Origin of the sequence: Flavobacterium coralii, assembly GCF_019891545.1 — a bacterium.
GTDB lineage: Bacteria > Bacteroidota > Bacteroidia > Flavobacteriales > Flavobacteriaceae > Flavobacterium > Flavobacterium coralii.
This window is the reverse complement of record NZ_JAHDIU010000002.1, coordinates 492,942-506,270: the sequence shown is the minus strand read 5'-3', so window position 1 is coordinate 506,270 and position 13,329 is coordinate 492,942. Positions and strand designations below refer to the sequence as shown.

At 39.6% G+C, this 13,329-nt stretch carries 11 protein-coding genes; 3 read left to right on the top strand and 8 right to left on the bottom strand.

The features are described 5' to 3' along the window. Positions 1 to 166: 166 nt before the first annotated feature. Positions 167 to 1,681: a T9SS type A sorting domain-containing protein gene (locus tag KJK34_RS05120; protein WP_223052778.1), complete on the bottom strand. Its 1,515-nt coding sequence runs from the start codon at positions 1,679 to 1,681 to the stop codon at positions 167 to 169. 258 nt (positions 1,682 to 1,939) lie between these two features. Between KJK34_RS05120 and guaB the strand changes: the two genes are divergently transcribed. Further along, positions 1,940 to 3,412: an IMP dehydrogenase gene (gene guaB / locus KJK34_RS05115; RefSeq protein WP_223052777.1), complete on the top strand. Its 1,473-nt coding sequence runs from the start codon at positions 1,940 to 1,942 to the stop codon at positions 3,410 to 3,412. A 79-nt stretch (positions 3,413 to 3,491) separates the two neighbouring features. Here the strand turns inward: guaB and KJK34_RS05110 are convergent, their stop codons facing one another. The 7 genes from KJK34_RS05110 to KJK34_RS05080 form a co-directional block, all read right to left on the bottom strand. Further along, positions 3,492 to 4,034, bottom strand: coding sequence for a hypothetical protein (locus tag KJK34_RS05110; protein ID WP_223052776.1), 543 nt, complete (start codon positions 4,032 to 4,034; stop codon positions 3,492 to 3,494). 36 nt (positions 4,035 to 4,070) lie between these two features. Beyond that, positions 4,071 to 5,984, bottom strand: a complete 1,914-nt coding sequence (locus tag KJK34_RS05105; protein ID WP_223052775.1) for a monovalent cation:proton antiporter-2 (CPA2) family protein — start codon at positions 5,982 to 5,984, stop codon at positions 4,071 to 4,073. A 4-nt stretch (positions 5,985 to 5,988) separates the two neighbouring features. Beyond that, positions 5,989 to 6,591, bottom strand: coding sequence for an NAD(P)H-dependent oxidoreductase (locus KJK34_RS05100; protein WP_223052774.1), 603 nt, complete (start codon positions 6,589 to 6,591; stop codon positions 5,989 to 5,991). A 24-nt stretch (positions 6,592 to 6,615) separates the two neighbouring features. After that, positions 6,616 to 7,968, bottom strand: coding sequence for an adenylosuccinate lyase (gene purB, locus KJK34_RS05095; RefSeq protein WP_223052773.1), 1,353 nt, complete (start codon positions 7,966 to 7,968; stop codon positions 6,616 to 6,618). 151 nt (positions 7,969 to 8,119) lie between these two features. After that, on the bottom strand, positions 8,120 to 8,623 hold the full coding sequence (locus tag KJK34_RS05090; protein WP_223052772.1) for an outer membrane protein: 504 nt from the start codon (positions 8,621 to 8,623) through the stop codon (positions 8,120 to 8,122). Between the two features lie 98 nt (positions 8,624 to 8,721). Next, a complete protein-coding gene (locus KJK34_RS05085; protein ID WP_223052771.1) occupies positions 8,722 to 9,525 on the bottom strand; it encodes a hypothetical protein in 804 nt (267 codons plus the stop codon). A gap of 36 nt (positions 9,526 to 9,561) precedes the next feature. Next, positions 9,562 to 10,407, bottom strand: coding sequence for a UDP-2,3-diacylglucosamine diphosphatase (locus KJK34_RS05080; protein ID WP_223052770.1), 846 nt, complete (start codon positions 10,405 to 10,407; stop codon positions 9,562 to 9,564). A 134-nt stretch (positions 10,408 to 10,541) separates the two neighbouring features. On the opposite strand from KJK34_RS05080, the gene aroC reads away from it, so the two are divergent. After that, entirely contained in the window at positions 10,542 to 11,609 is a 1,068-nt protein-coding gene (aroC, locus tag KJK34_RS05075) for a chorismate synthase (protein WP_223052769.1), read from the top strand. A gap of 178 nt (positions 11,610 to 11,787) precedes the next feature. Further along, complete coding sequence (locus KJK34_RS05070) at positions 11,788 to 13,296, top strand: T9SS-dependent choice-of-anchor J family protein (RefSeq protein WP_223052768.1); 1,509 nt, start codon at positions 11,788 to 11,790, stop codon at positions 13,294 to 13,296. Positions 13,297 to 13,329 lie beyond the last annotated feature (33 nt).

The window sequence follows — 13,329 nt, the reverse complement described above, 5'->3', positions numbered from 1 at the left end:
CCTAATGACAGGGCTCTTTTAGCTTCTTCAAAAATATAGCCTTTTTTTATAGCGAAAATAGTTTGGAAAAAATCCAAAGTATGATAAACATCAACATCCAAAATTATAAAATGAAAAAGGGGCTACCCTTTTGAGACAGCCCCTTTTTTATTACGAGTATTAAGCATTACTCTTTAATAAACTTTAAATTAGTGTCACTATCAGCATTATTCAGTTTTATGAAGTAAACACCATTTTCTAAATTTTGAATATCAATACTGTTAATATCTTCAGTTAATTGTCCCGTTGTAATGGTCCTGCCGTTCGTATCCGCAATCGTATATTTAGTTATACCTGTATTTGCTAAAGCAATATTTATTTTATCATTAGCAGGGTTAGGATATAAAGAGATACGCTCTTTTTCGGTTACTATTTCAGAAGATAGTGGCAAGCTTGGGTTATAACGTGCTAAGGCAATATTGCTGCCTGAAAGGCCTGCTAAAACTATTTTCCCATCAGCCTGCAGCTTCATATCTAGTGCTGCACTAACCGGCTCATTAAAATTGGTTGTTATAAAACCTCCATTTCCAAAACTGGTGTCAGCATCAAGGTTAGACAGTAACCTCCCCACCAGGAATGATATATGTCCGTTTGTATCATTCCTAAGATATCCTGCAACGATAAGTTTACCTGTAGCATCTTTGGCTAAAGCAAAGGTAGTTGCAGTAGTTGTAGACCCAAAATTAAAGTGATTGGTTTGTAAACCACTACCATCGGCATTAATGTAGCCTGTATAAACCTCTGTTTGAGGAGATGTCCAGATATCTCCTGTAAAATAAAAGCTGTCATCATTATTTAAAACTACCGAATACATACTGCCTCCCCATAAATGATTGTATCCATCAGAAGAAAAACTGGTGTCCATAGTACCATTTTCATTTAATCTTCCTAAATAAAACCAATCTGAAGACCATCCTGCAACCGTAATCTTGCCATTTGGCTTAATTGCTAAATCCTCAACAAAAAATAAATAATTCTGGATGGTCTGGCTATTAGGAAGAGAGGTGTATTTTCCGTCATTTGCAAATGAAGTGTCAAGCATTCCGTCTGGAGTATAACGTGCAAGAATTGCTCTTGAACTGTTGCTTGCAGAATATGAAGTACCACCGGCTACAATTTTTCCGGTAAGTGCATGGATTTTTACAACCCAATATTCATCTTGTCTTGTACTTTGGCCGTTTGTGGAATAATTAGTAAATACTTTGCCGTCTGTGCCAAATGCTGAGTCAATGGTACCGTTGGTGTTCAGGCGCATTACAAATGCATCTTTGTTAGAGCCGCTGTCGCTGTACCCGCCAAGTACCAGTTTTCCATCACTTTGAATATCAATAGCCATTGCCTTGTCGTCACTGCCCAGTTGCATATCAAAGGTTGCAATACCATTAGTACCAAAAGTAGTATCCAGTGTACCATCAGTATTATAACGCAGACAGGCAACATCATTTCCGTAAACTGCGCTGTATGTGTAACCAGCTATTACAATTTTTCCGTCTGGCTGTATAATAAGTGCATTTGCCCTTTCATCACTGTTTATCGGGGTAATTACCTTACCTCCATTACCAAAGGTAGGATCTAAAGCACCTGTTTGTGCATAATTGAAAGTAGCAGCCAATAAAGCTGAAAATAGTAAAGTTTTTCTCATAGTAATTTTATCTTCTGATTAATCGACCGCGAAAATAGAATAATTTTTAAAAATTAATTATCTTTTTTATGAAATACGAAAAATATTAAACTATATGGTTTTATAATTCCAGAACTAGTAAGTCATATTATAATATCTTCAGGCAAAAAAATCACTTAACTTTATGATAAGAAAATTCACATTAACTAACAACCAATAACAATTAACTAAACAAAATAATTCACTATATTTGCATGCAATTTAACTACAAATTGCAAGATGAAAGCACACACAACTAAAATCATCGGCGAAGGTTTAACTTACGATGATGTTCTGCTGGTTCCCAACTACTCTGAGGTACTGCCTCGCGAAGTAAGCATAAAAACACGATTTACCCGAAACATTACGTTAAACGTACCTATAGTATCTGCCGCTATGGATACCGTTACCGAAAGTGCTATGGCTATAGCTATGGCCCGCGAAGGCGGTATAGGTGTACTGCACAAGAACATGACTATTGAGCAGCAGGCTACAGAGGTAAGAAAAGTAAAGCGCGCCGAGTCGGGAATGATAATAGACCCGGTTACCCTGCCGCTTACCGCTACTGTGGGTGATGCTAAAAATGCCATGCGCGAGTATGGTATTGGCGGTATTCCTGTGGTAGATGATAACGGAGTGCTTAAAGGCATTGTTACCAACCGCGACTTAAGGTTTGAAAAAGAAAATGCACGCGCCATAACAGAGGTTATGACTTCTGAAAACCTGGTAACGGCAGGCGAGGGCACAACACTTGAAACAGCAGAAATTATATTACAGGAAAATAAAATTGAAAAGTTGCCTGTAGTTAATGGTGATAATAAGCTGATAGGATTAATTACCTTTAGGGATATAACCAAGCTTACCCAAAAGCCGATGGCTAATAAAGACAGGTTTGGGCGTTTGCGCGTTGCAGCTGCCGTAGGTGTTACTGCCGATGCAGTTAAACGTGCCGAAGCACTTGTTAATGCCGGTGTAGATGCCATAATTATAGATACTGCACATGGCCATACAAAAGGTGTTGTAACTGTCCTTAAAGATGTTAAGGCACAATTTCCCGACTTAGATGTTGTAGTGGGTAATATTGCAACCCCGGAAGCTGCATTGTACCTTGCCGAAAACGGTGCAGATGCTGTTAAGGTAGGTATAGGCCCCGGCTCTATATGCACAACAAGGGTTGTGGCAGGTGTAGGTTTCCCTCAGTTTTCGGCGGTGTTAGAGGTCGCTGCGGCGTTAAAAGGTTCAGGTGTACCTGTAATTGCAGACGGTGGAATCCGTTATACAGGTGATATACCTAAAGCTTTGGCAGCGGGCGCCGACTGTGTTATGCTTGGCTCATTACTGGCAGGTACTAAAGAATCTCCCGGCGAGACCATCATATTTGAAGGCAGGAAGTTTAAGTCATACAGGGGGATGGGCTCTGTTGAAGCTATGAAAGAAGGCTCTAAAGACCGTTATTTCCAGGATGTGGAAGACGATGTTAAAAAGCTGGTACCGGAAGGTATTGTGGGGCGTGTGCCATATAAAGGCGAACTGTTTGAAAGTATGTTGCAGTTTATTGGCGGCTTACGTGCAGGTATGGGCTACTGTGGCGCGAAAGATATACCGACATTACAGGAAAACGGCAGGTTTGTGCGTATAACCTCAAGCGGTATATCCGAAAGCCATCCTCACAATGTAACCATCACAAAAGAATCTCCTAATTATTCCAGATAAGTAAGTAAAGCAAAAAGGCAATAACAAAAAAACCGAAAGTTTATTTTCGGTTTTTTTGCTTCTATTCTTTTAAAACGCTTTAAGCCTCTGCGTTAAAATATACTTCATAATATTTATTAGTAGTTAAATTCAGCTTAAAAGAAAATAGGCAGGAACCGCCACCATGCCCCTGATCTAGCGTTTTTTTAAAATCATAATGTTTAGCAATTTCATCACAGACCATCGCTACGTAAACTTCTTTTTCTCCTTTAGTATTAGTTACAACAAGATAACGCCTGATATATTTTTCTTTTTTTAAAATAAAATCTTCTTTAATATATTTCTCTTCCGGATACATTTTTGCAATTTCTTCATATCGCTTCATCTGTAAAGGGTGTCGCTTTTCTATTATTTTATCTATTGCTAATTCGATTTTTTTGAGGTCTACATTGTTAAGATTAGCATTGGTAGCATGTTCGAAAATAGACTTGCATTCAGGATTGTCATCTTCATATTTTATAATTGCAACTCGTGAGGTATCTATCAATATGGGAGTATTATTTAAAACAGCATTTTCTTTTTTCGTGCAACTGGTTAATAAAATTATAAAACAAAAAATACAGATATTAAGCTTCATTTTCATTAGTATGTTTTTTTCAGTAACAACATGGTGATAATCTCATTCCTCCTCAGGAATAGGCTTTGATAGAGTAACTTCAGCTATGTGTTCGCGTTTAATATCTTCACTTTCCCAGGCATGATCATTAGCGCCGAGCTGTGCATAGAGGTCACCTTTAATAAGTTGCTCCTGCATTTCAATTTCTTCTAATGATGTTATCAGGAATGCCTTTTTATCGTGCCGCTTGTGTGCCAGCCTGAAGGTGGCCTGCTCATCATATTTGATAAAACGCTGTCCCTGGCGTGTAGCGGTATAGCGCCTGTGCCCAAGCTCTACCAGTGCATCTACGCCTAAATGTACCGCACTGTAAAGGTTCTCCCTATAAAAGTCAGTTAACCCGATATCCACCATTTCAAAAGCATCAGTACGGTTTCGTGCACGCGCCAGTATTTTAAGGTGAGGAAAGTGCTTTTTAATTTTTTCTATAACGCTAAGGTTAACCTGCGGGTTATCAATGGCTGCTATAAAAATTTTAGCGCTTTCACAGCCTGCGGCTGTGAGAAGTTCTAAACGGGTTGCATCTCCGTAATATACTTTAAAACCCATTTTACGCAGCGAATCTACCCGTTCAGAGTTCATATCAAGTACTGTTGCCGGTATGCCGTTAGCCTTGAGTAATCGGCCTATGGTACTGCCAAAATTCCCGAACCCGGCAATGATAACATCATTCTTTTCATCTTCATCAATAGTGTCATAATCTTTTTTGCTCTGCCTTTCCTTCACTCCAAAGTAAGGATCTATCCATCTTTCGTTAATAAGCAGCAAGAATGGCGTACCCACCATACTCAGTGCTATAATAGCCATCATTTGGTTAGATAGTTCAGTAGGCATGAGGTTTAGCTGGTTGGCAAAACCTAATATAACGAAGCCAAATTCTCCTGCCTGGCTAAGCGCAAAGGCAAACAGCAGGTTTTGGTCGGAACTCTTTTTATAAAGCCTGCCGATTCCTGCCAGCACAAAGAATTTAATAATATTAAAAATAGTAGTAAAAACTATGATGAAAGCCGGATCGGCAAAAATAAGTGTAAAGTTAATTGAGGCTCCCACACCAATAAAGAACAGTCCGAGCAGTAAGCCTTTAAAGGGTTCTATGTCGCCTTCAAGCTCATGCCTGAATTCGCTGTTTGCCAATACTACGCCTGCCATAAAAGCACCAAGTGCGGGGCTGAGGCCAACAAGCTGCATTAAATAGGATACTGCCATAACAAGTAATAGGGCAGAAGCCGTAAAAAGTTCCTGTAGCCTTGTTTTAGCAACTATATGAAGTAAGGGGACAATTATGTATCGCCCTGCAAAATAAACGGCTGCAATAGCGCCAAATACTATGGCAGCCTGCAGCCACGGAGAAAAACCGTTTATTAAAGAATGGCCCACATTTTCATTCTGCACATTACCGCCTGCCAGGAATGGCAAGAGCGCCAATATCGGTATAACCGCAATATCCTGAAACAGTAATACGGCAAAGGACGACCTGCCCATAGAGGTCTTAGTAAGGTTCTTTTCTTTAAGCGTCTGCATTACTATGGCAGTAGAGGAAAGCGTAAGCGCCATAGATATTACTAAAGTAGTTTCCCACTGCCAGCGCAATACAAGTGAACAGGCAAGGAAGAGTATAAGCGTTGTAGCAACCACTTGTAACAAGCCCATGCCAAATATAAATTTGCGCATGCGCCAAAACTTGTAAGGATCAAGCTCAAGCCCGATAAGGAAAAGCATCATTACCACCCCAAATTCTGCAAAGTGCATAATGTCTTCACCCTCCTGCCCGATAAGCCCAAGCATATAAGGGCCAATTATTATACCGGCAAATAAGTATCCTAAAATAGAGCTTAACCCCAGCTTTTTTGCAATAGGAACACATATTACAGCCGCTGAAAGGTATATTATCGCCTCAAAGAAAAAGCCGTTTTCCATATCGTTAGCTTATTTTAGTTTGGAACCAGTCGTTAAAATAAGGGTATTTAGAAATTTCAGAAAGGTTTACACCTTTATTTTCCAGATATTCAAGTACTGCGCGGTATTCACTGCCGCACTTTTCATAACCTGCCATATCCATAGAGTGGGTGCCGTGCACAACATAAGGCGGTATGTAGGTCATGTTGCATACCTTGGCTGTCTGGTTAAAAGGCTCCAGCAACTGCATAATGGTAAAACGATCTCGCCCGGTAGGGCTGTAGTTTTCGCGCCTGCCCCCGGTTGTAATTACCTGCATAAGTATTTTATCTTTCAGTGCTTTGCCTTCTCGCCCGTATGCCCAGCCATGTTCCAGTACAATATCTATCCACTGTTTTAAGAGTGGCGGGCAACTGTACCAGTACATTGGATGCTGCCATATAATTATATCGTGCAGCAGCAAAAGCTCCTGCTCGCGCTTCATATCTATGTCAAATTCCGGGTACTGCTGGTAAAGATCATGGAATGTTATATTTGGCGAACCCGGAATGTGCCTTACCAGTGCAGCATGTGCATTCGATTTTTCGAACAGCGGGTGCGCGAAAATGATAAGTATCTTGTTTGGCATAAATACATTTTACTGCTTTTAAAGTTATGGATTTATTCCCAAATAATTAGCAGGAGTAATCTGTAATAATTCATTTTTAACTTCATCAGAAACATTAAGGCTGTTGATGAAGCTGTGTATGGCATTTTTATCTATAACATGGTTGGTGCGTGTTAGGTCTTTAAGCGCCTCATACGGGTTAGGGTAGTTTTCACGGCGTAAAATAGTTTGTATAGCTTCAGCAACAACAGCCCAGTTTTTCTCTAGGTCTTCCTCAAACTTATCAGCGTTAAGCAGCAGCTTGTTAAGCCCTTTAAGGGTAGCTTCAAAAGCGATAAGGGTATGCCCTATTGGTACGCCTATATTGCGCAGAACCGTGCTATCGGTAAGGTCACGTTGCAGTCTTGATATTGGAAGTTTGGCTGATAGATGCTCAAAAACAGCGTTGGCTATGCCCAGGTTGCCTTCAGAGTTTTCAAAATCTATAGGATTTACTTTGTGCGGCATGGCAGATGAGCCTATTTCTCCCGCCTTTATTTTCTGCTTAAAATAATCCATGGATACATATGTCCATATATCTCGGTCAAGGTCTATCAGTATGGTATTTATGCGCTTTAAAGCATCAAAAAAAGCAGCAAAATGGTCGTAATGTTCTATTTGTGTGGTAGGGAAGGAGTGCCTTAACCCAAGAGTGCCTTCTACAAAGTTAAGCCCGAACTGCTTCCAGTCGTTTTTTGGATAGGCAACAAAGTGTGCATTAAAATTACCGGTTGCCCCGCCAAACTTTGCAGCAAACGGAATGTTGTATAGAAGACGTAACTGTTCTTCGAGCCTTTCGGTAAATACTCCAATCTCTTTACCAAGGCGGGTAGGCGATGCAGGCTGCCCGTGTGTGCGTGCCAGCATTGGCACATTAGCCCATTCAACGCTTAGTTCTTTAAGTTTGGATATTACATTTATAAGTGACGGCATGTAAACATTCTCAAACGCATCTTTCGCTGATAGTGGTATTGCCGTATTGTTTATGTCCTGGCTTGTCAGCCCAAAGTGTATGAATTCTTTATAATCCTGAAGCCCTAAATTATCAAATGCTTTTTTAATGAAATATTCAACCGCCTTTACATCGTGATTGGTAGTGTTCTCTATTTCTTTTATCTGTAACGCATCCTCTGTTGTAAAATTCCTGTAAATATTACGCAGGTTATCAAAAAGTTTTTTATCAACCCGTTCCAGTTGCGGTAACGGCAACTCGCAGAGTGCTATAAAATATTCTATTTCTACCAGTACGCGGTAACGGATTAGAGCTTCTTCAGAGAAATAAGGCGATAATGATATAGTTTTACTCCTGTACCTTCCGTCTATGGGAGATATAGCATTAAGTTCTGATAAAATTTGCATTTGTTGTGTGTTTAAAATAGGTATATCCGCAAAGATAATCTATTGGATATAACTAATACAAATTATGGATTGGCTAATTGAATATTTACATATAAAAAGCCTGCCCTCTATTAGGGCAGGCTTGTAGTGGTTATACTTTATATGTACTTACTTAAAACTTATACCTGATACCAAGTGCGATATCCGGACCAAAATCATCATCCCTGAAATCGTCGCCAAAATAAACCTCCGGCCTGAAGTCAAGTGATAACTGCAATGGTATATCAAAATTATACTCTATACCAATATTACCAGCCAGGAATACAAAAGTACCGCTGTCATCATCATCATCAAATCCCGGTGGCACATCATCATCATCAAATTCCCATGTACCAAGACCACCACCTACACCGGCATACCAGTTAAATCCGCCTTCAATATTCCAAACCCACTGGTATAGACCTGTAAGCTTAACGGCATCATAACGTTCTGAATCACGCCATCCTAAGTCAAGTTCAAGCCTGTTTCCTGAGCTAAGGTAGCGCTGGTAAGATACTTCACCGCCAAAGCCGTCATTATCACCTAAACGTAGACCTAATGCATTTCTTTCTTCCTGTGCCTGTGCTGTAAAGGCTACACCCAGTAGCATAACAGCAGCTAAAAGTAGTTTCTTCATAATTATTACTTTGGGTTATTGTTATGAAGCAAAATTATAGCACAGGTATTTGTAAGAAAATATAGTGTTAAATTCTTAACACTTATAATTTTGTTAAATTATTCAGCTACATAAACATCAAGTATTTCTTCCTGATGTACAGCAGCAGATGATGGTAAAGGTAAATCTATAGGTAGTTGAGATACATTTGAAAGCGTATATTCAAAATCTGTCACCACGTGTACAACGCCAACACCTTCGGCATAATATTGTGTAGAAACAATAATATCCTGTTCCGGCATTATATTGACAGGAAAACTGGTGCCCGAAAATCCAACATTTGCAGTAACTTCCATCCTAAGCTTTATTTCTACCGGCTTAACGTTGTTGTACTGGACGCCGCCTGCTGTGTAGCTTGCCAGGTTTTCTTTTGCAGTGCTGGTTAGGGTGTAGTCAAATTCAAGTGTTGTATTCTCGTCATATACTTGAGATAATACGTCTGATACCGAACCAAGTGTTTGGTTATTAGCAGCATTTTCCCTGAATATTGTAAGGTCTGTAACATCTAAAGAGAAAGGCAGTTCTTCAGAAAAGTTAACAGCAGCACTTCCGCTTAGCACCAGCCTGTCTTCAACCTTTCTTACACCATTGTTTGCAAGTGCGCTTGAATAGAAGCCCCACGGCATATTAAGTGTTTTAAATTTTTTGTAGGTGTTGCCGTTAATAACAGTATCATTAGCCACATATAAAGAGTCTCTGCCGGAGCCGCCAGCAGCATCGCTCTCCACATCATATACCCAGTAGTTGCCTGCATTTAGCGGAAGAAAATCTGTAGTGGAAATTACATTATCATTTCCGGAATCGTCACTTGAGCACGAAAGCATAAACAGGCTGAAGCCCAATAATAATAGTTTGTTTTTCATTTTTAAAATCAGTTAAGTTAGTTGGTGCTAATATAACTAATTTTTAAGAGGTTTCAGTTTTTTATCAAATATCAGTGATGCTATTAATCTGTTACCCAGCTCGGTCTCCATTTCAAAATATTCTTCTTCCTTAACCTTTATCTCATTTGCATACTGGTACAGCTTCCATCTTTTTTTGTTATATTCAAGAGCCGTAAGGTTTTCAATCCAGTCGCCACTATTCAGGTAAATAACACTACCTTTTTTATTTTCCTTCTTCTCTATCTTGGGCTCGTGTATATGGCCGCATACAACAAAATCATATTGGTTTTCTATAGCAAGCTCTGCAGCAGTTTCTTCAAAGTCAGAAATAAATTTCAGAGCTTTTTTTACACCCGATTTTATCTTTTTTGATAGTGAATACTGTTCACGCCCCATTTTAACCAAAACCCAGTTTATAAACCTGTTAAGTAATATAAGGTAATCGTAACCAATACCGCCCAGTTTGGCTACCCATTTTGCATGGTTAACAGAACTGTCAAAAACATCGCCATGAAAAAACCATGCTTTTTTTCCATCAAGCTCTAACACAACCTTATCAACCAGGCAAAAATTGCCCATGCTGGTATCGCTGAATTTACGCAACATTTCATCGTGGTTACCGGTTATGTAATAAACCTTGGTGCCTTTAGATGCCATGTCTATTATTTTCTTTACCACTTTAAGGTGTGACTTGGGAAAGTATGATTTCCTGAATTGCCATATATCTATAATATCACCGTTAAGTATCAGTGTCTTTGGCTTAATTGTAGAAAGGTAATTAAGCAGTTCTTTGGCGTGGCAGCCATACGTTCCTAAATGAACATCAGAGAGAACAACAAGGTCAACTATCCTTTTTTTCATGGGGTGTTTTATGCAAAATACACCTATGTGTTTTAATTACAGCTTATGGTAAGGTTATAAAATAGTTGTTTTTAAAAATAAAGCAGGTACTGTTTTAATCAGGAAAAAGTAAATTTGTAAAAACTTACAACATAATGGCAGGAAATACTTTTGGTACTATATTTAAGCTGACAACTTTCGGCGAATCTCACGGCGCAGCAATTGGTGGTATTATTGACGGTTGCCCGGCAGGGATTACTCTTGATATGGATGTTGTACAGAAAGAAATGGACAGGCGACGCCCGGGGCAGTCTGCAATCGTTACGCAGCGAAAGGAAACGGATAGGGTAGAGTTTTTGTCAGGAATATTTGAGGGAGTAACAACAGGTACACCCATTGGTTTTATGATAAAAAACGAAGACCATAAAAGTAAAGACTACTCTCATATAAAAGATATATACAGGCCGTCTCACGCCGATTACACCTACCAGCAAAAATATGGTATAAGAGATTACAGGGGTGGGGGCAGAAGCTCTGCACGCGAAACTGCCTGCCGCGTTGCGGCAGGGGCAATTGCCAGGAAGCTGATACCCGATATAAAGATTAATGCTTTTGTATCATCCGTTGGAGAAATATTTATAGACAAGCCCTATCAGGCACTTGATTTCAGCCTTATAGATACCAATGATGTGCGCTGCCCTGATACGGAAACTGCTGCTAAAATGGAAAATTATATTAAAGAGGTAAGGAAAGAAGGCGACACTATTGGCGGAACGATAACCTGTGTATTACAAAATGTACCTGCCGGCCTGGGTGAACCAGTGTTTGATAAGCTGCATGCCGAATTAGGTAAAGCTATGTTGTCTATAAATGCCGTTAAAGGTTTTGAATATGGCAGTGGTTTTTGTGGCGCCCGAATGAAAGGGAGTGAGCATAATGACATATTTAATACCGACGGAACTACTAAGACCAATCTTTCCGGTGGTATACAGGGTGGCATAAGTAACGGAATGGACATATATTTCAGGGTCGCTTTTAAGCCTGTGGCAACACTTATGCAAAGCCAGGAATCTATAGATATACATAATAATGTAACAGAAGTAAAAGGTAAGGGGAGGCACGATGCCTGCGTAGTACCAAGGGCAGTACCTATTGTAGAAGCCATGGCAGCTTTAGTGCTGGCAGACTTTTACCTGATTAGCAAAACCAGCAAAATATTTTAATTGTAAGACTTGATATACAATTAAGTACAGCATTACTTTAAATACTTATTTAATTAGTTAATTCAGAAAGTCGTAAAAAATATTTAATTAAAGCTTGTTTTTTTATTGATATTAACATAATAAAAATTGTATCAGATTTTTTTTTTACTACTTTTGGAAAAAATTAAAAACTATTACCATGAAAAAACAATTACTATTAGGGGCACTACTAGTAGGCTCCTTTTTAACTGCAAATGCACAAAACAATTGTGGCGGTGCAGTTGCGGTGACACCGGGTACTTACACGGTTGGAACAATTGACGGTACTTACCAGGCGGGATGCTGGCAAGCAGCAGCTGCAACTCCGGCAGGAGAATGGTATTCATTTACAGCGACTGAAAACGCGCTTGTAAGGGTTAATACTAACATTGCTGCAAATACAAACCCAAACCTTGATACAAGGGTTTCTGTATTTACAGGAACTTGCAGTAACTTAACCTGCTACGCAATTAATGACGATGTTGATGCGGCTAATGAAGAATACCTTTCTGATCTTGAATTCCCTGCAGCAGCCGGTGTAACATATTATATTATGTTTGATAACCGTTGGTCAGCTTTAGGTTTCGATTTCGAACTTTCAGTTACACCTACATCATGTTTTACTCCTGCTGGTTTCCAATATGTTGAAGCGCCTACAACTACAACTGTTTCAATAAGCTGGACAGCTCCTGCAGTTGGTGCTCCTGAAGGCTACCAATTTGAGTACGGCCCGCTTGATTATGAGCAGGGTAACGGTGCTATCAATACTATTGATGTAATGGATGGCACAGAAGTTAACCTAACTGATTTAACTGCAAGTACAGATTACTCATTTTACATCCGTTCTTTTTGCGGCGGTACAGATTACAGTGAGTGGATAGGCCCTATCTCTTTCAGTACTGAATTTACTGCTGCTGATCTTGCTTATACTTATGGTTTCGAAACTCCAAGCCTTGGCGGATGGTCTATCCTAAATGCAGCTACAGGTTCTACCTGGGAAACAATGCCTGCAGCAGGAACTGCTTTTACCCCTCAGGAAGGTGAATTAGCTATGAGCGCAGGTGCTTTCGGTGCAATTTCTGATGCATGGCTTTTCTCTAGGCCTCTTAACCTTACAGGTGGTGAGGTAGTAACTGTTACATATTATGTAAGAGAGCGTGCTGGTGCAGGTAACGGTGGTGTAAACAACCTTAGGGTAACTGTAGGTGATGATAATACTGTAGCTGCTCAAACTACAACTATTAAGCCTTTAGCTGAAATTGTAAACAACGAATGGATACAAGAAACAGCTACATTTACAGCTCCTTCAACAGGTGTTTACTATATAGGTTTCAACTATACAGCTCCTGCTCAGGCACAAGCTAACTTCGGATGGGTAACTCTTGATAACGTACAAGTATCTTCAGTTGCCGGTGTAGAAGAAAATGCTGTCTCTCAACTTGCTGTATTCCCGAACCCTGCTACAAACGTAATCAACATTGCAAACGCTTCTTCAAGCCTTGTAAATGGTGTATCAGTAGTAGATATCAATGGCCGTACAGTTAAAACTGTTAAGTTTGATGGTGTTGCTGAAGCTCAGATAAATGTATCTGACCTTGCTTCTGGAATGTACATCATGAACATCTCTACAGAAAAAGGTACAGTAACTAAGAAAGTTGTTAAAAACTAATTAGTAACTTACACTATATTAAAAAAGCTGCCT